The sequence below is a fragment of the Paenibacillus piscarius genome, assembly GCF_022234545.1.
GTDB lineage: Bacteria > Bacillota > Bacilli > Paenibacillales > Paenibacillaceae > Paenibacillus_AQ > Paenibacillus_AQ piscarius.
The window spans coordinates 68,046-91,848 of record NZ_JAIEUI010000021.1 but is presented as its reverse complement, the minus strand read 5'-3'; the positions used below and the strand labels follow the sequence as shown (position 1 = coordinate 91,848).

At 48.1% G+C, this 23,803-nt stretch carries 19 protein-coding genes and 1 pseudogene; 9 read left to right on the top strand and 11 right to left on the bottom strand.

Going from position 1 to position 23,803, the window contains the following annotated elements; translation table 11 throughout:
* Positions 1-151: 151 nt before the first annotated feature.
* From K1558_RS26075 to K1558_RS33230, 6 genes and pseudogenes are all read left to right on the top strand, one after another.
* Positions 152-703, top strand: a complete 552-nt coding sequence (locus K1558_RS26075) for a TetR/AcrR family transcriptional regulator C-terminal domain-containing protein (RefSeq protein ID WP_238654884.1) — start codon at positions 152-154, stop codon at positions 701-703.
* Positions 704-838: 135 nt separating this feature from the next.
* The gene (locus tag K1558_RS26070; protein WP_238654883.1) at positions 839-1,492 is read left to right on the top strand and encodes a GNAT family N-acetyltransferase; all 654 of its coding nucleotides are present in this window, start codon (positions 839-841) and stop codon (positions 1,490-1,492) included.
* A 212-nt stretch (positions 1,493-1,704) separates the two neighbouring features.
* Complete coding sequence (locus K1558_RS26065) at positions 1,705-2,241, top strand: PP2C family serine/threonine-protein phosphatase (protein WP_238654882.1); 537 nt, start codon at positions 1,705-1,707, stop codon at positions 2,239-2,241.
* Positions 2,242-2,471: 230 nt separating this feature from the next.
* Positions 2,472-3,173, top strand: coding sequence for an RNA polymerase sporulation sigma factor SigK (gene sigK / locus K1558_RS26060; RefSeq protein WP_238654881.1), 702 nt, complete (start codon positions 2,472-2,474; stop codon positions 3,171-3,173).
* 176 nt (positions 3,174-3,349) lie between these two features.
* Positions 3,350-3,529 carry a hypothetical protein gene (locus K1558_RS26055; protein WP_238654930.1) on the top strand — a complete coding sequence of 60 codons (180 nt, stop codon included), beginning with the start codon at positions 3,350-3,352 and terminating at the stop codon, positions 3,527-3,529.
* Between the two features lie 21 nt (positions 3,530-3,550).
* Positions 3,551-3,643 (top strand): annotated as a pseudogene (locus tag K1558_RS33230) (RNA polymerase subunit sigma-70); the annotation flags it as partial.
* Between the two features lie 48 nt (positions 3,644-3,691).
* Here K1558_RS33230 and K1558_RS26050 read toward each other — a convergent pair.
* Complete coding sequence (locus K1558_RS26050) at positions 3,692-4,540, bottom strand: helix-turn-helix domain-containing protein (protein ID WP_238654880.1); 849 nt, start codon at positions 4,538-4,540, stop codon at positions 3,692-3,694.
* 137 nt (positions 4,541-4,677) lie between these two features.
* Here K1558_RS26050 and K1558_RS26045 point away from each other — a divergent pair, with 137 nt between their 5' ends.
* Positions 4,678-7,761, top strand: coding sequence for a glycoside hydrolase family 2 TIM barrel-domain containing protein (locus K1558_RS26045; RefSeq protein WP_238654879.1), 3,084 nt, complete (start codon positions 4,678-4,680; stop codon positions 7,759-7,761).
* Positions 7,762-7,826: 65 nt separating this feature from the next.
* On the opposite strand, the gene K1558_RS26040 is transcribed toward K1558_RS26045, so the two are convergent.
* Complete coding sequence (locus K1558_RS26040; protein ID WP_238654878.1) at positions 7,827-10,952, bottom strand: amidase family protein; 3,126 nt, start codon at positions 10,950-10,952, stop codon at positions 7,827-7,829.
* Between the two features lie 312 nt (positions 10,953-11,264).
* Here K1558_RS26040 and K1558_RS26035 point away from each other — a divergent pair, with 312 nt between their 5' ends.
* Positions 11,265-11,978, top strand: coding sequence for an alpha/beta fold hydrolase (locus K1558_RS26035; protein ID WP_238654877.1), 714 nt, complete (start codon positions 11,265-11,267; stop codon positions 11,976-11,978).
* 41 nt (positions 11,979-12,019) lie between these two features.
* Here the strand turns inward: K1558_RS26035 and K1558_RS26030 are convergent, their stop codons facing one another.
* Genes K1558_RS26030 through K1558_RS26010 form a run of 5 tightly spaced genes read right to left on the bottom strand, consistent with a single transcriptional unit; the run spans position 12,020 to position 17,499 of the window.
* A complete protein-coding gene (locus tag K1558_RS26030) occupies positions 12,020-13,030 on the bottom strand; it encodes a glycoside hydrolase family 130 protein (protein ID WP_238654876.1) in 1,011 nt (336 codons plus the stop codon).
* Positions 13,031-13,064: 34 nt separating this feature from the next.
* On the bottom strand, positions 13,065-14,015 hold the full coding sequence (locus K1558_RS26025) for an MTP-1 family protein (RefSeq protein ID WP_238654875.1): 951 nt from the start codon (positions 14,013-14,015) through the stop codon (positions 13,065-13,067).
* A 33-nt stretch (positions 14,016-14,048) separates the two neighbouring features.
* The gene (locus tag K1558_RS26020) at positions 14,049-15,611 is read right to left on the bottom strand and encodes an extracellular solute-binding protein (RefSeq protein WP_238654874.1); all 1,563 of its coding nucleotides are present in this window, start codon (positions 15,609-15,611) and stop codon (positions 14,049-14,051) included.
* Positions 15,612-15,669: 58 nt separating this feature from the next.
* Positions 15,670-16,542, bottom strand: a complete 873-nt coding sequence (locus K1558_RS26015; protein ID WP_238654873.1) for a carbohydrate ABC transporter permease — start codon at positions 16,540-16,542, stop codon at positions 15,670-15,672.
* 21 nt (positions 16,543-16,563) lie between these two features.
* Positions 16,564-17,499 carry an ABC transporter permease gene (locus K1558_RS26010; RefSeq protein ID WP_238654872.1) on the bottom strand — a complete coding sequence of 312 codons (936 nt, stop codon included), beginning with the start codon at positions 17,497-17,499 and terminating at the stop codon, positions 16,564-16,566.
* Between the two features lie 226 nt (positions 17,500-17,725).
* On the opposite strand from K1558_RS26010, the gene K1558_RS26005 reads away from it, so the two are divergent.
* Positions 17,726-20,050 carry a helix-turn-helix domain-containing protein gene (locus K1558_RS26005; protein WP_238654871.1) on the top strand — a complete coding sequence of 775 codons (2,325 nt, stop codon included), beginning with the start codon at positions 17,726-17,728 and terminating at the stop codon, positions 20,048-20,050.
* 68 nt (positions 20,051-20,118) lie between these two features.
* On the opposite strand, the gene K1558_RS26000 is transcribed toward K1558_RS26005, so the two are convergent.
* The 4 genes from K1558_RS26000 to K1558_RS25985 form a co-directional block, all read right to left on the bottom strand.
* The gene (locus K1558_RS26000; protein ID WP_238654870.1) at positions 20,119-20,835 is read right to left on the bottom strand and encodes an ABC transporter permease; all 717 of its coding nucleotides are present in this window, start codon (positions 20,833-20,835) and stop codon (positions 20,119-20,121) included.
* Positions 20,835-21,785 carry an ABC transporter ATP-binding protein gene (locus K1558_RS25995; RefSeq protein ID WP_238654869.1) on the bottom strand — a complete coding sequence of 317 codons (951 nt, stop codon included), beginning with the start codon at positions 21,783-21,785 and terminating at the stop codon, positions 20,835-20,837. The genes K1558_RS26000 and K1558_RS25995 overlap by 1 nt, the downstream gene beginning before the upstream one ends.
* Positions 21,786-21,906: 121 nt before the next feature.
* Positions 21,907-22,950: a HAMP domain-containing sensor histidine kinase gene (locus K1558_RS25990; protein ID WP_238654868.1), complete on the bottom strand. Its 1,044-nt coding sequence runs from the start codon at positions 22,948-22,950 to the stop codon at positions 21,907-21,909.
* Between the two features lies 1 nt (position 22,951).
* Positions 22,952-23,647 (bottom strand): response regulator transcription factor, encoded by a 696-nt coding sequence (locus K1558_RS25985; RefSeq protein WP_238654867.1) that lies wholly within the window; start codon positions 23,645-23,647, stop codon positions 22,952-22,954.
* Between the last annotated feature and the right edge of the window lie 156 nt (positions 23,648-23,803).

The following is a 23,803-nucleotide window of genomic DNA, read 5'->3' as shown; positions in this document are numbered from 1 at the left end:
AAGATAAATTAGAGTTAAACTTTTTATAAACTGAAAGTCCGCCATGCCGCAGAACCATCCTTCCGCCGGGAGACAGGTATACAGTCTTGCTATCCCCTGGTTCCGGCAGTAGAATAGAAGCATTTACTCAAACCGCAGGGGGAGCTGACACGTGTCTGAAGAGGATATTCGAATCACCAAGAGCAGGGAAGCGATTGTTAAGGCGATGGAAACCTTGCTTGAACACAAGCCTTTTCGTAAAATCACCGTAAATGATCTATGCCGGACAGCTGTCGTAGGCCGCACCACGTTCTATGCTCATTTCGAGGATAAATATAAGCTCATCTCTTATATTCTGCAGCAGGAGCAGCAGGGACTGGAAGCGATCCTCCTGAGTGACTCGCCCCCGGAGGAGCTGATTCTGGAGGTCCTGCTGGATATTCGCGGCAACAAGAAGCTGTACCATAATCTCTTTGTTGCCGAAGCCTCAGATGAATTAGAGAAGCTGCTTCAAGGTACGTTCATCAGCTTTTTTACCAATATACTCACAGTCTGCCAGGCAGAAGGTGTGCAACTCGCCAGCAGTTCGCTGCCGCCTCTGGTCGCTTATTATTCTTCCGGCGTGGTTGGCATGATTATGTGGTGGATGGAGACCGATTTCTCCATGGCGCCGGAGGAAGTCACCTCGTGTCTGTCCAATCTGTTCGGTTTCCTATGGAAATAAACCTGCTACACTATCCGTTAACGGACACTTTGCGCTACATTGTTCGTTAACGGATATTTTGCTTACGATTGTGTATTACCAAGGGCCTGCGGGATAGATAGAATTTAATTCAAAAGAACCCGGGAGGGAACCCGCATGATCAATTACAGAAGACCAAGACCCGAGGAATTGCCCGCCGTAGCCCGTCTTAATGCCCTGTCATTTGCAGATTATCCGTTATGCCGTGAGATCCGCAGCGAATTCAGAACCGGGGAGAAATTTGTAGAGTTCCTGACTGAGGTCTTCCAGGTATACATTGGGGCCTATTATAAGAAGAGTATCGTATTCGTAGGAGAAGAGAATCAGCAGATTAAAAGCTGCGCAATCATCGAACGCCCCTATAGTAAGGAAATCGGGATATGGGACTATCTCCGTGCCGGTGCACTCCGGTTATTCAGAACCGTCAGCATCCCCAAGGTGCTCAGATTCCTGAAGACTCTCAATGAAGGCCATGAACCCAGCAAGGTGCTCAAAAAGCAGTCCTGGTTCCTGGAATCCCTGGCCGTAGACCACTCATCCAGAGGCCAGCAGCTTGGCAGCAGAATGCTCCGGGACTGCGTGATTCCTTACATTCAGGAGCAGACCAATGGGAAGCTGCCTGAATCATTTGTGACCTTCACGAACAGTGAGATCAACAGAAGATTCTATACCAAGAACGGATTCACCGAGTTTGACTACACCTCCATTGAACGGAACGGAACCACCATCGGCAACTGGAGCTTCAAGATGTCGGTGCTGCCGGAAATATGAATGGCTAGAAAGGCGGCAGAGGCAGTAGATGTTGCTTCTGCTGTTTTTTTGTTAAAATATAATTTATAGGTTGCACACGATAACTTATCCTTATATTTCTCGCTGAAACGGTACCGTCCTTAAAAAGAACGGCATAGCCGTTTCCGCTTGAGGGAATGAGTATAGTAGATATATAGAATCCGGCAGGCGGGACAGGGGGAGAAGTATGGAGCATGAAGTGCATCCTGGATGCGCATAATACGGCGGAAAGTGCCGAACTGCTGGTCTGCACGATCAACTATGAAGCAGGTGAAATCATCAGGCTTCTGTCGCTGCCGGTTCAGCGGGCGTTCCGGGAGCTGGAGGCTTTTTTGCTGTCGATTTTCCAATCAGAGTCATTCCTGAATCAGTGCAGGCAGGTAACAGGGGAGACCGCATGTCTGATTTGTGTGCGCATGGACAATTACCTGTGGTGGTTATCGGTGGGAGATAACTCACTGTATCTGCTGCACCCCGAGCTGGCGGCCCGCGGGCAATATGCGCTTAACCAGCGCAATTATTATGAGTGGATCGGCTTCGTCAACACCTTCGCCCAGCCCGTCCCATGCTACTCCTCCGGCATCCGCGAGCTGCGGCAGGGCCGTAACGTGATTGTGATGACCACTGACGGACTACTGGAGTGGGCGCACGGCTGCTGGAGGACCCGCGCAGGCTGTATGAAGCTTTTACGGGTAGAGAGAATCTGGAGGAATGTGTGGCGGAAATATTGACGGGGGTGCATGAACAACTTGGGCGGGACAGTGCAACGGTGGTGGCCTGGAGCTATGATAATAGTAAGAAGGGTGCGATGCCGAGTGATTAAGCGGGCGTAGGAAGCCCGTACCTATTTTCTCCGTACATGCACTTCTAGGCACCTACCCACATACAATAAAGGGACCATGAACCCGTTGTTCTGCTAACTGATCGGTTTCATTGTACATGTGCGGGAGGTGTCGCCAAGTTGCCTGGAATCATAAGCACGATTGCGCTGCTGATCAAAGAACTGACGCTGCTGGTATCCTACGTAAGGAACAACGCTTTTCCCCAGCCTCTATCGGAGCAGGATGAGAGCAAATACTTAGGCATGATGGCCGAGGGAGATGCCAAGGCACGGAACCTGCTGATCGAGCATAACCTGCGGCTGGTTGCCCATATAGTCAAGAAATTCGACAACACCGGCGAAGACATGGAGGACCTGATCTCCATCGGCACCATCGGGCTGATCAAGGCCATCGAGAGCTACCGCCCGAACAAGGGCACGAAGCTGGCTACTTTTGCCGCCCGGTGTATCGAGAACGAGATCCTGATGCACCTCCGGTCGCTCAAAAAAACACGTAAAGACGTATCCCTCCACGATCCGATTGGCACGGATAAAGAGGGCAATGAGATCACCCTGATCGATATTCTCGGCTCGGAGACCGATGATGTGATTAAAGAAGTGGATCTGAAGATCGAGAAGAGCAAGATTTATCGGAATCTGGATATTTTGGATGACCGGGAGAAGGAAGTTGTAGTCGGCCGCTTTGGCCTGGACACTGGCGGGGAGGAGCGGACACAGCGGGAAATTGCGAAGGAGCTGGGGATTTCGCGGAGTTATGTGTCGCGGATTGAGAAGAGGGCGCTTATGAAGCTGTATCATGAGTTTTATAAGGTGAAGCGGTGAGGTAAGAAAACGCCTGTAGGAATGAGACATTAGATGTCTCGGTCCTGCAGGTTGTTTGTGTTTTTTAATAAGATATTCAAAAATCATTGTGTTATCTGTATTGGATTGAAGCCGATATAAAATGCGCTGTACTGTGGTATACTCGAACTATAAGTGTGAAATGAGGTGTTTGTGGAATGATGAATCTTACGAAGGACCTTGCTAAATTGATTCGGTTAACAGGTGACCGGGCGAAGTTGGATGCTAAAGCAAATGGAACATATATAGTATATCAGACAAATGAGGGGCAAATTGTTAGAGAATATAGTACGGGTGAAATTGAGAAAATGAATGAACAGGATTTTATCCATGAATGAGACAAAGGCAACGATGTTTGCCCGAACAAGGGCACGAAGCTGGCTACTTTTGCCGCCCGTTGTATTGAGAATGAGATATTGATGCATCTCCGCTCACTGAAAAAACACAAGGAACGTTTACTATGCAACTTGTCTACGGATGAGTTGCTTTTTTTTAGCGATTTAATTTTGAACAGGTTTTGTTTTACGAATATACCGTCCTGGAGATACCCCTTCTGACTTAGTGAATTGTTTGGTGAATGAGTATATATCCCCGTAACCCAGACTAACGGCTACATGTTTGATGGGAAGGCCAGATAACAGCATCATTTTGGCCTGTCTCATTAAATGTTCAGTGTGATATCGCTTAGGGGAAATCCCCGTAGTATCTTTGAACAATTTCCGGAATTTCTCGTAGCCCATATTCACGGCAGCTGCCACTTCCTGAATATCAAAGTGAATATCATTGGAAACACTAATAAGCTCGCAAGCTTTTGTTATTTTACTTTCATTTTCATTGCTATGAGCATTATGAATGCTAGTGTGTAACCGGATAATCAAATCCTGAGACTTCATTAGCAGGGAGGGAAGACTTTCATCTGTTGCACTTTTCAAGGCTTTCAGCAAGGATAGAAAATCAAAGAAAAAATCATTCGTATGCTGTGTCGATTGAACTTCCTTATCGGAATTAATAATTCCAAGTGTCTTTAAGTAGGAATAGACAGGATACCCGACACTGATATAAAACTCGATCCAATTACCATCTGGTTCAATTGCAGTAGAGTGCAAACGTTCAGGTAAACGTTGAACAAGATCACCTGCTTGCATAGGAGTAACGGTACCGTCCGCAGAAATAAACTTTCCGCTGCCTTGCAATACTAAAAAACAGCTGTAATAGCCTATCTTAAAATCATATTGAGAACGCTCTGCTGATCTTTTCCGCATAAAGCCGCAAGATAAAATACCTTGATTAAAATCTTTGCCGATACATCGGTAGATTACATCATTTTCATTAATGTCTTCAACATTCATGTATTCACACTCCTACCAAAATGGATAAATGAAATACCATACTCAACATTTAACACAAGGGATTTTCCTTATATTATAAGGGTATCTAGATTGAATGATCAACCAATTAGAACAATGGATGGGAGTGTTATTAGCCAATGAAGCTAAGCAGAGATTGGGAAAATCAATATGTTACTCAAAAAAATCGTTATCCCATGCATGAGCCCTACGGAGCATACGAAACCGTTGAACAGGCTTTAAGCGGAGACCGGAGAAGGTCTAAATACGTAAATAGCCTGAATGGACTGTGGAAGTTTAAATGGTTTGGGTTCCCCGATGAAGTAACGGATGAATTCTATAGTCCTGACTATGATGTCTCCCATTGGGATCATATTTCGGTTCCTTCCCATTGGGAGCTTTCGGGGTATGGAAAGCCTGTATACACTAATATGTTGTATCCCTTTGTTCAAAAAGGGGAGGATTCACATCACGAAATTCAACTCAAGAAGAATGAATACGTTTTGAATCCGCCTCATGTGCCGGATAGTAACCTTACCGGTTGTTACGTCCGAACGTTTGAAGTTGACGAACATTTTAACGAAAGAGATATATTTATCGATTTTGGAGGTGTGGAATCGTGTTTTTATCTGTGGTTAAACGGCAAACTGGTTGGTTATTCTCAGGACAGTAAGCTTAACGCTTCTTTTGAAATCACGGATTACATTCAAAAGGGACAAAACCATATAGCAGTTCAGGTTATGCGGTTTGGGGCCGGGACTTATCTGGAGGATCAGGATTACTGGCATCTCTCGGGGATCTACCGGGATGTTCTCATTTATGCAAAACCACGTATGCGCATTCATGATTATAAGATCGAAACCCTCTTTTCAGGGAATTACAACAATGCCGAATTAAAAGTGACGGTTGTACCTAATAATAAAGCGAATCGTTATGGTGAAGCCCATGTGCGGTTGTCCCTGTATGATAGCGATCAGCAATTGGTTACTGAGTTTGAAACGCCAAAGTTTGCGGATTGTGATTCCTATCTGCAAGAAAAATATGTAGCAAAGGTTACGAAAACCATTTCAAATCCGCAATTGTGGAGCGACGAGAGCCCTTATCTCTATAAATTGGTGTTAGAAATGATTGATTTGTCTGGAAATGTAATTGATATTGAAAGTGCGAATGTCGGCTTCCGTGAAGTGAAAATCGATCGAAAAGGGGTCCTGAGAATTAATGGGAAGCGTCTCATTATACGGGGCACCAATCTTCACGCCTTTTGTCCCGAAACAGGACGGGTTGTAACAACAGAATATATGCGTGAGCAAATTAAGGTCATGAAATCGCTGAATATCAATGCAGTAAGAACAAGTCATTATCCCCACGCAATCGAATGGTATGACCTGTGTGATGAATTTGGCATTTATTTGGTGGATGAAGCCAATATTGAAACACACGGTCTTGGCGGCCAGTTAAGCGCATCCCCCGAATGGACACATGCGTATATGGAACGGGCTACACGGATGGTTCTGAGAGATAAAAATCATCCATCCATCATTCTCTGGTCTCTGGGTAATGAATCCGGTTATGGAGCGAATCATGCTGCGATGTACGGCTGGATTAAGGAGTATGACAAAACAAGGTATGTTCAGTATGAGTCTCTGAATCCTCCGGCAAACATCTCTGATATTATGGCGCCTATGTATCCTCAGAAAGATTGGATCCTGGATGTCATGGCTGAAAGCGAAGATTTGCGTCCTTTTATTATGTGTGAATATGCATACGCGAAAAGTAACAGTAACGGAAACTTTAATGAATTTTGGGAGCTCATTCATAAATTCCCGCGTTTTCAAGGTGGATTTATTTGGGATTTTCAGGATAAAGCGCTGGTTAAGCATGATAAAGACGGAAATAAAAAGTATGTCTATGGCGGGGCATTCCAGGAAGAAGTGATTGATCCTGCTCCTGATATGTGCCTGAATGGTATTGTTTTCCCTGATCTAACGCTCAAGCCGGCTGCGAATGAAATAAAAAATGTACAATCTCCTGTCCAAATAGATTATATGCCTGGGAATAATGGCTATCGAATTTATAATCACTACACACATCGGGATTTAAGCCATTTGAATATGGTGTGGGAGCTGGTTTGCGATGGAAAGGTGATTGAAAGCGGTAGTTTGCCTAGGTATCACACAGCACCCGGATCCGTTGAAAAGCTTCAAGCGCCTTATGATTCGTCTAAAGTCTCCGGGGAAGCCTTTCTTAATTTCCATGCTTATTTGGACGAGGACACTTTTTATTCTAATAAGGGAACCTGTATTTATGCATGCCAGATAGAGCTTAAAGATTCTGTTAATAAGGTGCATACCGGAGAGATAGAAAAGGATAGTTTGAAGTATGATGAAACGACAAATGAAATTCATATATATAATGAAAATACAGCGGTTCTTTTTTCGAAAGAAACAGCAGAGTTCATTTCTGTAAAATACAATAACCAGCATTATTTCACGGGAGGAGCAAATAACTTCTATCGCCCTCCAACAGGTATTGATGCAGGTATTCATCTCGAATCGTCCAATTATGCAGATGAATGGAAAGCTCTCGGGCTCCATTCCCATCAAAAAGAAATCAAGAAGATTAGGGTATTTGCCGCACCAGCTGCTGTTATCATTCAAGTTCATTGTATATATCATGGATGCATTGAAACAAAAACTAATTATACCGTTGGCGGCAAGGGTATAGAAATCACCAATAAAGTTGTGAACAATGCCAAGGTCGACACCCTCCCGAGAATTGGGCTTAGCTTTAAGTTCTCTGATGCCTGGAAGAAGTTGAAATGGTATGGCCGCGGGCCATGGGAAAACTACGCAGACCGTAAATCTGCCGCATTCGTTGGAGTATATGAGAGCACTGTAGAACAGCAGCACGTACCCTATATCCTACCGGTAGAATGCGGTGGTAAGGAGGATGTCAGGTATTTATATTTGTCATCCAAAGAACAAGAAGTAAAAGTCTCGGCAGCGGGACATTTCCATTTCGATATTCATGGGCACAGTATTGAGCAATATGACAACGCCGCCTATGCAGACGAGCTGGGAAATTCAGATTCTGTTTTTCTTAATATTGATTACAAACATGCAGGTCTTGGCGGAGATACCGGCTGGACCAAAAATATTCACGCTCCCTATCAAATTAAGAAAGGTATCTATGTTTATACGGTAACTATAGAAATCATTTCTTAAGAAAAAGGCCATCCCTTTCGGGATGGCCTTTCCTGTAAATTTAATGCTTTTAATAATAACTCCCCTTACTTCCCGCTCTCCAGCAACCTCGCCACCATAGTAGCGAACTCTGCCCGGGTAATGTCTTTAGCAGGCTTAAAGGTACCGTCCTCGTATCCGGTAATAATTTTATTCGATGCGAGTGCATCAATGGAATTATAGTACCATGCATCTTTGTTAATATCTTTGAATGAAGTGTTTCCGGTACCTGTCAGCTTAAACGCTCTGGTGATTAGGGTGGCTAATTCACTGCGGCTAATCTTAGCGTTTGGACGGAAGGTGCCGTCGCTGTATCCGTTCATCAGGCCTGCATTGGCGGCTGCCCCGATGTATTTATTGGCCCAATGCGACCCAGATACATCTGTGAAGCTGCTTGCTTGTCCTTCAAGTCCCATGTGCGTTGTAATGACCTTAATGGCTTCGGCACGGGTCAGGCCTGCATTCGGACGGAAGGTGCCATCTTCATAACCTGTTAGTAATCCTTTGGAGATCAGCAGGTCAATGCTTGCTTTTGCCCAGTGATTAATTGTGTCTGTGAAGCTGACTACTACCGGCGTAGGTGTTGGTGCTGCTGTTTCTGCTGGTGCTGGTGTAGCTGTAGGAGCCGGTGTAGCTGTAGGTGCTGGCGTTGGCGTCGGTGTTGCCGGTGGAGTGACGGTACCTCCTCCAGGACTAGGATTGCTTGGTTCATTGTCTACTGGATCAGGATCAGTTGGGGTTGGAACATATGGGAGTGCTGGAGCAAAAGCGGTAAGCAGTCTGGCTTGACTTTGCTGCTCAAGCGCGTAGCCCATACCCAGAACTTTGGCATCGTCCCACGCTCTGCCCACAAGCTGCATCGAGATCGAATATCCGCTGTCGTTCGTTCCTACAGGAACCACTACGGTAGGGAGACCGACATTAGACGTTAATACGCCTGTGTTGCGGTCAGAACTTAGCTGAGCGGCTGATGCGTCATTGTTGTATACGTCACTGATGAAGCCTGCATACACAATGGCATCCACGCCATTCTCGTCCATCCAGCCTTTGATCACTTCTTTGTAGTCCGTTCTATACTTAATGTAATCCTGTACAGCCTGTTCCGTCATCCGCGTAGGTGCAGTATATCCTCTCTGATTATAGATAAGCACCTTATCGGAAGCGAGCACGCTTGCTCCATCCGCGTAAGGGAAGGCTTTGTGAAGCTCAATGTAGCGCGCCCAGCCTTCGGTAGAGCCGTTAATGCCCTGAGGGCGGGTAGGGGCTGCTGGCATTTTTGACATTTCAACCATGGTCGCGCCTGCGGCCTGAAGCTCGGAGAATTTGTTCATTACCGCTTGTCCGGTATCATCATCTGCGTAGCTGGAGACGAAGGATGATGGGATGTACCCGATTTTCTTTCCCTTTAGTGCGCCGGCATCCAGCGATTCCTTCCAGTTCTCCGGACGTTTATGATCGGCATCAGCAGTTACGGTGAAAATATCCTGCGGGTCCGTACCCGTTGTAGCGTTCAGCATAATGGCCAGGTCTGTTACGGTTTTGGCAATGGGCCCCGCATAATCCTGTCCCCAAGTGAGCGGCAGCACACCGGTTGTACTTGCCATGCCGTCTGTTCCGCGGAAGCTTTTTAAGCTGGCGCCTGTCGTAGGTGCGTAGAGGGATACCCCGGTCTGCGATCCCATAGCTGCCGCTGCGAAATCAGCTGCCACCGATACGGCCGAACCGCCGCTGGAGCCAAAGGAGGTTTTGGATGGATAGAGTGCATTCCATGTCTGCATCCAGCCGCTTTCACTGAAGCTTCCGCTGTTCGCGAACTCCGAGGTGTTGACTTTACCAATAATGACCGCGCCGGCTTCCCGCAGCTTGTTCACCTGGAAGGCATCCGATTCCGGCCGCCAGCCTTCAAGCGCTTTACTGCCGCCTGTTGTCGGCATATCCTTGGTGTCGTAGATATCTTTGATCGCAATTGGAATTCCCAGCAGATCACCCTTGGCACCTTGTGCCCGGGCATCGTCAGCCGCTTTGGCCTGGGCCAGCGCAGTTTCGGATACATGCAGGAAGGCATGGAAGCCGAGTTGCCCCAAATCGTAAGCCTTGATCCGATCGAGATACGCTTGCGTAATTTGGACAGAAGTTGTTGTACCGCTAATCATATCCTGCTGCATCTCTGCGATGGATTTATTCACTACATTATAGGGGGAGGAGGTGACGAAGCTTTGGGTTGCAGGAGCCTCTGGAACGAACAGGGTATCTCCAGCATTAAGCCCCTCTATACCTGAGATATCCCAGTTGCTGATGGAGCGGATCTGTGCGGGGGTTAAGCCAGACACATCCAACTGCTGATTCAGTCCATTAAGCGTGGTTACCAGATTACTCAGTCCTGCTTCGCCAGCCTCCCCAACTTGCACAAAATGCACCAGAGATTTCGACTGGCCCGGCTCAAGATTTAAGGTATTAATAAAGCCGTAGAAATTCGCCTCATTGCCGGACTTAGCCAGAGGTGTGGTGAATGGATTCTGCTGCTGATTGCCTAGAGCAGTTAATCCATTAGGGAACGGGTGAGGAGACCCCACTGCAACGCCTAGAGGTTTATTGTTTCTGGCACTGCTGTCGACTACAATCCATGAATCGTCTGTTGTCACGTCCAGATCATTGGTGTAGGTGGCCTTGACCACTGAAGCGTTGGCCGCTGTGCCATAGCCTAAGGAGCCGCCGAAGGAGACATCTACTTTTACAGCCATATCATTCTTATTGGTAAAAGTATCAAAGAATCTGGTCCGGTTATTGATAGTGTCCACATACACATCACGGGTAACGGTGACATTTCCGAGATTGACAGATTGAGAGGAGGTGAATCGATTAACACCATCGTATTTGAGGTCAAACCCGCGCATCATCTGTCCATTCATTAGGGAGGCGGAAGGCGAGGATACTTTAACAAAAATATTACCGAAGCCTTGTACTTGTGTACTACCAATGGTACGCAAGCTTCCTGTGTCTAAGCTGGGAGCAAAAGCATCGTGAATCTCCCATACAGTACCACTGGATGAAGTGACCCGTGTTAAAGCATCGGCCGTTTGAAACGGAATGACTCCTGAAGCAATAACAGATAATGCAATGGAAGTAGCTATAACTTGCCTCTTCGTTCTGCGCAGACGTTTCAACTTACTCATGTAGGCAATCTCCCTTTCCTCTATGTATATTATTAATTGTGTTAAGAAATATAACATTGTATATTAATTCAGTCAATGAATAATATGAAATTGAACTATTTTTAGAGATTTTAACAAAGGTAGGTGCAAAAATTAGTATATTATATGATAAAAACTGCAGTTTTACGTAATGTTAACTGACATAATGAGTTGCGTGTTTATTAGATATATCAGGAAGAAGTATAAATCTGCACTGTGGTATACTCAGAAAATGAATACATAGCTCATGTAGAGTCGATCTTTAATAGATTAAGAAAGCGGGGATAAAGAAGCATGGTCTACAGTAAATACGAAGGAAGAGGCACGCCCAGTGTTGTCTTTGTGGCAGGCTTAGGTGACGGCAGTGATACTTGGAATGGGGTGCAGGAGAGAATTAGTCAAGAGACGTCAACGTTCTCTTATGACAGGCCAGGAACAGGGAGAAGTCAGGCTGTGTCTGGACCGCGCAGCTGTGCCGACTTGGTGGAGGAATTATCCGGATTATTGCAGAAACTGAACATAGTACCGCCCTATATTTTAGTGGGACACTCGTTTGGAGGTCTGGTCGCAAGATTATTTGCAGCCAGATATCCTGAGCTTATCTTGGGTATGGTTCTTATTGATGCTGCCGTTGAATATAAGGAGCTTGTCTATGAGCGGGTATTGCATGACAAGCTCGTTGCCCATAACCGAGAGTATTACTTAAACCCTTTGATGAACAAGGAGAGCATCGACAAACCGCGAAGCTACATGGAATTGGTAGAATTAACGCAAATGAGCGATCTGAATACTTCTATCATTATGAGAGGCTTGCCGGACACTTACAATGAAGAATGGCCAAACGAAGCCATCCTGAGAATCGACCAGGAGATGCAAGCGGAGGTTCAGAAATTATATCCTTCGAGCCAGTGCCGGATAGCGGCCGGCAGCAGACATTATATTCATCAGGATGAACCGGAGATTGTAATTGAAGAGATTTTGGCTATGATCAGGGGAATAACGCCTTAAAAACGGGTATCATCCTCATTCAAGGATGATACCCGCTTGTTTTACTGCCCCAAACAAAGCCTGATTAAATCATCAACATGCGCGGTAGCCAGGCACTCTACGGCGTCGGCGGCACCGTAATAGATTTTGACTTCGCCGTCGTCCTCCAGGATCATGCCGCCGGGGAAGATGACGTCATTGCGGAAGCCGCCGTCGATTTCGTAGGGGGCTTCCGGGGCGAGCAGCGGCGAGGCGCTCATCCCGAGGATTTTCTTCGGATTATGGAGGTCCAGCAGCATAATGCCTGCCGTATACCGCTTCTTCCAGGATGGCTCCCAGCCGTTCTTGCCTCTCTCGGGATCTAGATCCACCGCATGGAAGGTGGTCAGCCAGCCCTTGTCTGTCTTCACCGGTGGTGCTGCCGGACCAATCTTGTCATTGGCGAACGGGACCTGCTCCACGGCCAGCAACAGATCAGACCGGCCCCAATAGATGAGATCCGGGGACTCCGCGATCCAGGTGTCGAACCGGTCCTTGCCTCCGCGGCTGTATACGGTGAACGGCCGTTCCAGTCGCACATAGTTGCCGTTGATCTTCTCCGGGAATAACACCATATTCCGCAGGTCCGGTGTAGACAAGCTCAAGATTTCAAAGGATTCAAAGTCATCCGTGACTGCGATCCCGCCCCGGATGCCATGCCGTGTATCTACAGCGAAGCACATGTAGCAACGGCCGTCGATTACCGTCAGCCGCGGATCATATCCGCGCACATACTCTTCGTCGTTCAGCTTAAACACCGGCTTGGGCCCGGCCGTCCAGTTAATCCCGTCCTCACTGAAGGCGATACCGAGATCCGTTGTATGAGACGGCTCAAGGGTCTGCTGCTCAAGGGAGCCGTAGTCATTGCGGAATACCATCACATACCGGCCGCCGAACTTCACCACTCCCGCATTGAACACAAGTGCGGTGGGGTAAGGGACCCGGGCTGCATCCAGCACCGGGTTGGCCGGATGACGGCGGATGAAGGGACTGGATGCCAAAGCTCCTATGCCGGGTGTATTGTTATAACTCATCGTTGAATATCCTCCTTGAGTATTGAACTGCGTGCTAGACAATGCTTCCGTAAGATGCGAACGGATAGTCAATCGTTATACGTCCAGCCTGGCAGTCGCCAACCCCGCTGTACAGATCGGCCTTGCCGTCCCCGCGCATCACAATCCCCGCAGAGAAGACGCAGTCTGTCAAATACGGAGCCTTGGCAGGTCCAGGCGGGTAGCAGGAGCGGCTTCCGATCAGATGCAGGTCATGGGATTGCCGGGTCACCGGATCAAAGATGAAGGACATGTTCATATAGACCTTGATTTCCTGCCCATTCTCCTCCTGATGCGAGTAACAAATATGGCCGATAATTCCAATATTGCCGCTGCTCAGCAGATAAGCCTGGTTGACGCCTCCCCATTCACCTGCTCCGAAGATACCATGGATGTACGGGGCATTCTCAATGACTTCAGCAGTCAAATCCTCCAGCTTGTCAATTACCGTGAAGCCGATCATCGATTCGCTGCCATATTGGCCCTTCACCTCATGGCCCCGGGGACGCGAGAAGACGCCAATTCTGCCGTCCGCCAGAGCAACCAGGCGGATATCCTTCATTTTGTTAGGACCGGTCGTGAAGTAGTACAAATTGTGAAGGTCCGTCCCCCGGTAAAAATAACCGAAATACGTGCTGTATTTGCCTCTTTCATATTGCACATGTGTTCCGCCAAGCACGAGCTCATCACCTATTTCGCTGATATACGGGTCCTCCAGCGTATAGATCATGCTGTTCTCCACCAGGGTCCACTCATCCTGGCCTGTTTCCTCGAACAGACGGACCCAGGAGCGGGCCCATTCCTCCCGGCGTTCTACCCGGCCGAACAAGTAACGCTTGCCATCCCGTTTAAAAGGAATTGAAATATTATAGACATCGAATCCGTCCACATTTTTAAATACCAGGGTTGCGCTTTCATGAACGGTTTTTGTTACTTCAAATTCTTGTTTTTGCTGATGCAGGCTCACGATTTCTCCGCTCCTTTGGTGTTGCAGCTCATTTTATTGCTGAGAAGCTTGATATTCCTTGAACTGCTTTTGATATTCGGCAACGACCTTATCCAGGCCTGCTTTCTTCATCTTATCCAGCGCTTCGGGGAAGGCCTTGTCGTAGTCCAGCACCCCCATATAGATTGGCGTGATACTGGCTGAAGCTTCCGAGAGAATATTGGTGTATTCGGTTCTTACATTCGTCGGGTCAAAAATAAAGTTGGCGGCAATACTATTGACCGCATTCGGATTAGGCTCGAATAAGACCTTGTTATTCTCAGGAATACTGCTCTCCGGGTCAAAGCGCATAAAGTTTACATTGCCGTTCTGTGAATCGGAGCCTCTGTATCTTGGATTATTGTTGTTGTTCGGGTCTCTGATCGGCTTTAGGCCCTTGTCGCCATCTTTGGTGTAGTGTTCACCCTCGATGCCGTATTGAACGAGATCGTAGTTATCCTGGCTGGCCAGCATCCAATCCATAAATTTAACAGCGGCCTCCGGATGCTTGCTGTTCGCCGGTACGGCATTTCCGTTCTTGAAGGAGAGAGGGCGCAGATACTCCTTCTCCGGGTTAAACCACACCACTCCGATATCGTCCACTGTAGCATCCGGGTTGTACTTCTGGAGTCCGTTCAAGCTTCCGCCGGTTCCCAGGCGTACGAACCACTCTCCGCTGTCGAGCTGGGCATCTACCTGCTCCTGCTTCATGACCAGGATGTCAGGGTTCGTAATTCCCTTGGTGTACAACTCATGCATGAAGGCGGCATCCTTCTTGAATTCGTCGGTTTCAATCCAGGATTTGACCTCTCCGTTCTGGTTGACATAGATGAACTTATCCTTAACCGTGAACGGGAAGGTGTCATAGGTCCGGTGCAGGATGGAGGTATGCAGACTGATCGGGTCAAAATCGGCCCGGGTGCCTAAGTAAGGCTTGTTCTTTCCCTTCCAGTTCTTCATCACCGTCTCCCAGGCGCTGATCAGCTCAGCCGGAGTTGTGGGCTCCTGCAAATTGTTCTCGCGCAGAATGTCGCGGCGGATATTGAATTGGCCTTCACTGGCCATTTCAACCCAGTAGGAGGGGACGATATAATATTTCCCGCCGATGGTGGCGCCGCCAAAGATGTCCTCCGGAATATTCTTTTTCAGGTTGGCTCCGTACTTCTCAACCTCTTCAGAGATATCTGCCAGTGCACCGCGGGTGTAGTAGTTGGAAAAAGGAGTGCGGTCCTGCATGACATGAAACAGATCGAACTCTTCACCGGTGGACAGCATCAGGTTCAGCTTCTGGTCCCAGGCATCCCAGGGGATGAAGACTTTCTCTACGGCAACTCCGACACCGTCTGCAGCCAGCTTCTCATTGACCTTCTCGAACACCTTTTGGTAATCCTTAGGCTCGGTGCCGGGAACCACGTATTTGATCTTGACGACCTCAGAGTCATTAGCCTTCTCTGCATTCGGGGATGAAGCATTGCTTTCTCCATTTGCGCCGGGGCTGGCATTATCGGCCTTGCCGCATCCAACCAGGGTGGACAGGGCAAGCACCACAGCTAACAGGGTTGCATAGGATTTTCTCATGAATAATACGGACCTCCTCTTATGTTGTCTTCTATATGTTAACCCCTAAGGGATGACATCAGCCTTTCACCGAACCGATCACGAGCCCTTTCACGAAGTACTTCTGTAAGTAAGGATAGAGGAAAACAATCGGTCCGATGGTTACGATGGCTGTCGCCATCTTGACCGACTCCGAAGGAAGCGTAACATCGCTCGTTCCCGCCAGCATGGCCATATCGTTCAGCATACTGATCTCCGATTGCATCTGCAGAAGCATGAATTGCAGCGGGTATAGATCCTTAGTGTCAATCAGCATAATCGCATTCCACCAGTTGTTCCAATAATCCAGTCCATAGAAGAGGGCAATCGTCGCCAGTACCGGTTTACATAACGGAAGATAGATCTTGAAGGCAATGACAATATCACTGGCTCCGTCGATGGTGGCGGATTCCCGCAGCGAGTCAGGAATGCCGTTCATGAAATTGCGCACCAGGAAGAGGTTGAACGGGCTGAACAGCAGCGACGGAATAATCAGGGCGAGAATATTATCTGTTAATCCGAGCGCCCGGTTCATCAGATACCAGGGCACAATGCCGGCTGAGAAAATCATGGTGATGAAGAAGTAAAGGGCCAGCAGATTGCGGTGCCTTACATTTTTGTTCGCCAGTGTGTAGCCTGCCATAGAAGTAATCAGCAGGGCCAGCGTGGTGCCGACGAGAGTGACAAAGATCGAAATGCCGTAGCTCTGAATGACCTGGGAGCCGCTCGTGAAGATCAGCTTATAGGCATACAGGGAGAATTTCTCCGGAAACAGGCTGTAGCCGTTCTTGAGAATGGCATCCTCATCCGTGATCGAGATCATCAGCACAAGCAGCATCGGAAGCAGGCACAGCGCCGAATAGACCGCAGTCAGCGTGTACATGACCGTTCTGCTGATTGAGATTTTTTTCATGAATACTCCTCCTTCCCGGATTTAATATAATGCGCCGTCTTTGAAGTACTTGCGGGTAATGGCATTGGTACCAAAGACAAGGATGAATCCGATAACCGACTGGAACAGTCCCACGGCCATGGCTTCGGAAGGGTCGCCGATCTGGCGCAAGGAACGGAATACGTAAGTATCAATAATATCCGTGGTCGAATACAGGGTGCCGTTGTCCCCAATGAGTGCGTAGATCATCCCGAAATCGCCGTACATAATTTTGCCGACCGAGAGCATCGTCAGAATAATAACCGTTGGCATCATTAGAGGAAGTGTGATCCGGAAGCACATCTGCAGGCGGTTCGCCCCGTCAATCTCGGCGGCTTCATACAACGTCTCGTCGATGCCGGTAATGGTCGCCAGGTAGATGATCGCGTTCATGCCGGCGCCCTTCCACACATGCATAATGGTTAGAATCGCCGGCCAGGACTGGGCTTCGGTATACCAGTTCACGGAGGCCATGCCGAATTGGTTCAGGATTCTATTGATCACGCCCATATCCATGGAGAACAGCGCGTACAGCACATAACTGATGACGATCCATGAGATGAAGTTCGGGAATAACATCAGCGACTGGCTGATCTTCACAAACAGCTTCTTGCGCAGCTCGTTCAGCACCAGGGAAATGGCCAGCGCCATCAGCGTGCCGAAAATAATAAACAGTAAATTGAGGTAAATGGTATTGAAGGTAACTGTAAGCGCTTTATTGGAACGGAAGAAAAATTCAAAGTTTTTGAAGCCGACCCATTCGCTGTGGAAGATTCCTTTTGTATAATTGAAGCGCTGGAAAGCAATGACCATATAAGGATAAGTCAGATAGCCGAAAATAAACGTGTATGCCATGGCCGGCAAAACCAACAAATAGGATGTGCCATTCCTGCGGATGTCAGACAGTATGCTGAGCCCTGGACGCCGTTTTTTCTTCAATTCCCGTTCCCCCCTATTTGTTTGTTATAGATGACTGTTGTCTTGATTTCAGCTTAGCTATAGCCGCAACAGGAGTCTATTTTAAAACCAGGCAAACGCTTTCAAATTCGCTCACGAGGCTTTCAAAAAAACGGAATGGCTTTCATTTTCGCCTGATTCGGTATTTTTCCGGCCGGAAATGTACTATATTTAGAAATGATACCGGGCAGCAGGGGAGGAATACAGCATGCGGGCAACCATCAAGCGGCTTGTTCGATACAAGGCCTTTCAAAAACTCACCATTTCATATTTCCTGCTCGTGCTTCTAACTGTAAGCTTGCTCTCCAGTGTACTCTTCTCTCTGTTCTCCCGAAGCGCCATCAAGGAGATTGAACGCAATTCCCGGGCGATGTTATCCCAGATCACATATGCTTCGGATGTCGTCTATAATCAGGTCAACACAATCGGAAATACGCTGCTGATTCAACCGGAGATCCTGTCCTTTCTGGATGAGACGGTGGAGAACAAGGTGAGCAATTATCATATTTTTCAGCAGATCGAACAGATTGCCAATCTGAACCCGTATATCCACAGCATCGGAATCCACCGGCCTTCTACAGGCACGACCATCGATACCGCCGGACTGCCGTTCGACGCATCGCTCACCTCGCTCAGTGCGAAGCAGTATATGGAGTTCAATCCGCGCAGTCTGAAGGCTGCGGGCCGCAACAACGGCAGGCCGTTACAGTTCCTGACCTTCTTGCTGTACCCGAATTTCGCATACCAGTCCGCAGGTAATCCGCTGATCTATATTAATGTGGAGGAGCAGTCGATTCTTACGACCATCCGCAAGATCGGCAAAGCGGACGCGGCCAATAATGTCTTCGTGATCAATAATGAAGGTAAAGTGCTGTCCCATACCGATTCCAATCTGTTCCTGGATGATCTATCCGGGGAGGAGTATGTGCGGACGATATTAATAGAGAGCCAACCGGAGAACAGCTTCACCACAACGATCGCAAACGAAAAGAATCTGGTCACTTATGTGAAATCAGAGGAACTGGACTGGTATTTTGTAAGCGTTTCACCGTACTCCGAGCTCATCACTGACATCGACCAGCTGCGGAGCATTACGCTGATGGTTACAGCCGGTATTGTACTTGCAGGCCTGTTAATCTCTATCCTGCTGACCTCGAATATGAATAAGCCATTATCGGCGCTGCTGGAGAAGGTCATGCCAAGCCCGGTCAAACCCGCATCTGGCTTGGCGCTTATAGATGAGTACAAGATGATGAACGAGGTGTTCCAATCCTATCATGAACGTGAGCAATCGATGCAGTTCGTCATTAGCCATTCCTCCCGGACGGTTCGAGAGCATTATCTTCATTCCTTGCTTCGTGGTCATTCCCTTGAAAATTCGGTGTCCAGCGAAATTATTAAGGATATCGGCGAAGAGGTTGCGGGGCCGTTCTTCAGTGTTCTGGTGTTCAAGATCAATGAGCTGGAGCCGGCAGGGGAGAGGATGGAAGGGAAACAGCAGGCCTTGCTGCGCTTCGCACTAGGGAATATTGCCAAAGAGCTGCTGGAGCATATCGGTCCCTGTGATGTTCTCATTATGGGAGGAAGTGAAGCTGCCGCCATCCTTCAATACACGAAAAATCAGCTGCCGGAGGAGCTGGTGCCTGCCTTGCGTAATGTTCAGAGCTTCCTGAGCCGTTACTTCAAGGTGACCGTATCGATAGGTGTCGGAGATATCTCCTTCGGCAAGGGGAATATTCCGTACTCGTATACTTCAGCCCAGCAGTATGTGAAATACCGCTTAATCTATGGGAAGGAAGCGATTCTGGATGCAGCAGCGACACGGCACCATGTGTTAACGGCCTTAAGCTATCCCAGTGCCTGCGAGAAGAAGCTGATTGAGGCCGTCCAGCAGGGGAAGCCGGAGCCTATCGCTGACGCTATCGATGAGTTTATCGATACCCTATCCGGCGGATCTGTTCATCAGATTATCACCTTCAGCACGCAGCTTATGTTGTCTTTGCTCAAAGCTTTTGATTATTTGCAGCATGTGCCTGATTCTAATTTCAATGACTACCTGCAGGCGGTAACCGAAATTGAAGGCGCTGAGGATCTGACGGAGATCCGTAACCTGTTTGGCCGCTATTGCTCCAACATCTGCACGTTAATTGAAGACAAGAACCACTGGATGAATGCCAAGAAGCATAATAGTCTCATTGAAAAAGTGCAGAATTATGTTCATGAGCATTATGCCGAGCCTAATATCTCCCTCGATCTGGTGTCCAAAATCGCAGGCTTATCCCCCAGCTATCTGGGCAAGCTGTTCAAAGGAGCGACCGGGCAATCCTTCAGTGTATACCTGAACAACACCCGGCTGGACAAAGCGAAGGAGCTGCTTGCTGCTACCCCTGACACGGCTGCTAAGATCAGCGAAGCGGTCGGGATCTACAATATTACTTACTTCTCGACCCTGTTCAAAAAAAAATACGGGCTGACTCCTTCGGCTTACCGGGAACAGGAGGCGATGAAGAGCGCCGCAGGTGATGAGGAATGATACAAAAAAACACCTGCTCTTCAGCAGATGTTTCTTCATATAAATTGAGACGCTCCGGTACGGTCCCCTTATGGCTGCTCCGCATATCTCCACCAGGCGAAGGTTCCGGCGATTCCGATAATTCCGGTATAGGCAACAATGATGATACTGCTCAGCTGCAGCGAACCGGTGCTTAGAAATACCGACGGGATCGTCCATGGGAAGTAGGGTGCAAATCCGAAGGAGCTGAGCACATTGGACAGAATGACAATGATCAGGATGAGCCCCAGGGGTGCCAGGTAGCCCTTGGTCACATTAGCCAACAGAACGCTTGGTGCGGTCACCAAAATGAACAGCAGCGAGGTAATGAGGTACTTAAGGAACAAGCTCCAAATGAACGCGGCGGACCCGCCTGCAACACCGAGAATAGCTCCTACGGCAAGACCAATGGCAAACATATAGATGGACAGCAAGACGCACCATGCTAAAATAACCAGGAACTTGGACAATACAATTTTCGCCCGGGAAATGGGCTTGGCCAGTAAATCCTTGATGGTCCGGTCCGAAAATTCCCGTCCGAATACCCATGCGGCCACAAAGGTGTATCCGATCACTCCCAGCGGGGCAAGTGTCTCCAGCAATCCGTTCAAATACGCTTCCCAGGTGACACCGCCGGCGTCACTGGATAATACATTTCCGACGCCCATCATGATGGGTCCGAAGCCTAGCACTAGGAACATGATCCAGAATACATTCGAGCGGATAATCTTGCGAAGCTCACAATGTAACACCGATAGAATATTCATTATACAATCCCCCTGTTAACCCCGATGGTGCGGAGAAAATAGCCTTCCAGGTCCTCTGTAACTACCCGGAGCGACGTTGGCGGCTGATTGTTTTGCACGAGTAGTTCAGCCAGCCGTTCCGGATGATCTGCCGCATGTTCATTGGTGAGTTTGATGGAGCCGTCCGCCGTATCCACAAAGTCATAGCCATGCGCCTCCAGCACCTTCTTTAAAGCAGGCTTGTTCCGGCCGTTTACGACCAGGCTTTTCTCCAAGGACTGCTCCAGCTTGTCCATTGCGACCTCTTGCACCAGCTTGCCGCCGTGGATAATCCCAATCCGTGTGGACACCTTCGAGAGCTCCTCTAGCAGATGGCTGGATATAAACACCGTGATGCCGAAATTGTGCGCCAGATTATATAACATATTCCGTATCTCCGCTACGCCTGCGGGATCAAGGCCGTTGATCGGCTCGTCCAGGATCAGAATCTCCGGGTTGTGAATCATCGCTTTGGCCAGTCCCAGGCGCTGTTTGTTTCCGAGGGAGAGATGTTTTGCTTTTTTCTTTTTGTGCGGATCCAGCCCCAGCTTGTAGATCACCTGATGCACAGCATCCGGGTCCTTTATTCCTTGCATCCGCCGTGCGATATCCAGATTCTCCGTTACTGTCAGATCCGGATAAAAGGTAGCCTCCTCCAAATACCCGACATTGCTCCATAATTTAGAGTTTCCGGCGTCGACCTTCTCCCCTAACATATAGAGCGAGCCCGAGGTAGGCTTGATCATCGCCAGCAGCATCTTGATCGTCGTTGTCTTCCCGGCGCCGTTCAGTCCCAGGAATCCGAAGATCTCACCCCGGGTAACCTCCAGCGAAAGATTGTTTAATATGGTATAGTCGCCAAACCTTTTGTGCACTCCGTCAATTTGTATCGCGGGCGTGCTGCCGATTCTTTTCTTGGATAGAATACTCATTCTTCCTCCGACCTCCTGCTTGGTTCCAGTGATTGTTGTATCCTGCTACAACTTATTGTCACATCCAAACATGAAGCATCATTAAAGGAAAAATAAACAAATCTGAAGAGAATATAAAAAACTATAAAGGCAGGCTGAATCTGATTCCCAGACCGCCATACTCGGAGGAGAAGGCCGTAATCTCGCCCCCATGGTGCTCAATAATCGATTTACAGCTGGCCAGCCCCAGCCCGAGTCCGCCCTTGCGGCTCTGCCGCGACGGGTCCACCGTGAAAAACTTAAGGAACAGCGAGGACATATCCTGATCCGGCACACCAATGCCATTATCCTCAATCTGAAAATAGGCATGATGCTCCCGCAGGTACCCGGTCATATACACCTTCAGATCCGGCTTCCCGCCATATCTTACGGCATTGCTGAAGAGATTGCCGAACACCCGGCGGAGCATCGGTTCCTTCACCGTCAGCCATATGCTGTCCGTGAAGGAATGGCGGCAAACCAGTTCAATATCAAGTCCCGCCAGCTCATACTCATATTCAAAAGCAATGTCGGCAAACAGCTCTGTCGCCTTTACAGGCTTAGCGGTCATGGATTCGAGCTCCGATTTTTCTTTGGTGAAGCTGGAGAAATCATTGAGGAGTTCCACCATATAGGCGGACTTGCGCTGAATCAATTCATAATATTCCTGCTTCTCAGCTTCAGGTAAGTCTTCATGGGTAGCCAGCAGCTCAGTGAAGCCGTTAATCGAAGTTAGAGGTGTCTTCAAATCGTGGGCGATGGCAGCAATCATATCGGTTTGTTCTCTGTGGGCGAGCTGAAGCCGATGCTCCATTTTATTGAAGTGCTTATACAGCTCTCCAATCTCGTCCTTACGCTTCACAGCCAGCGGAGGCAGGGGATGGACCACATTGACTTCCTCCAGCCGGGCATTCAGCCGCCGGATAGGCTTCTCAATATAATAATGAATATAGAGGATCAGAATGGAAAATATGCTGCCGGCGATGACGAAGATGGGCAGCAGTAATACTACATAGGGTGAGTCCAGCAAAGTGGTACGTATCGGGGAATATACGGTAAAGACAAATTTTAAATAGAAACCAATCGAGAACATCAGAATTAGCAGCATCAGCAGGAATAACAGGGGAAGCTTTATTTTCAGTTTCATCCTATTGCTCTCTTTCCGTGTATTTATAGCCTATGCCCCAAATGGTTTTGATGAAATTGTGGTCAGGGCCCAGCTTCTTGCGGATATTCTTAATATGAACCGTTACGGTATTGATCTCGCCGTATTCGTCTCCCCAGACGTTCTCATAGATCTGCTCCCGGCTGAGTACCTGGTTGGGGTGGCGCATCAGGACAGACAGAATTTGAAATTCCTTCGCGGATAAGTCGAGCTTCCCGCCGTACAGGAAGGCTTCATACGTTTTATCATTTAAAATGAGCGGAGCATCGGCCTTTGCTTTGGCGGGACTAAGCTCGCCCCACTCTTTGTGCAGCCTGTCCACCTTGCGGAAATGAGCCTTGATCCGGGAGGCCAGCTCCAGAATGCTGAACGGCTTAGTCATATAATCATCTGCGCCGATTTCCAGACCGACAATTTTATCAATGTCCTGATCGCGCGCGCTTAACAACATAATCGGAACATTATAAGACGACCGGATCGTCCGGCAGACATCCAGTCCGCTCATATCAGGCATGACGATATCGAGAACAACGAAATCAATAGGGTGACCCTCCACCGCAGATAAAGCTTCCCTCCCCGAACTGGCTGTAATTACACCGAATTGCTCGTACCTCAGCGTCTTGCTGATGAGCTTCACAATTTCTTCATCATCGTCTACCACTAAGATCGTTTTGGACACTATACTACCTCCTGGGGCAATAAACATTATGAGGTTAATCATAATTGCTTGATGTTGTGGTTGCAAACCTATGAATTTTTATAGAAATTTTAAATCAAACTGATAAAATTTTTTAATATATTTACATTTAATAGAAAATGAGAGTATGATGCTCAT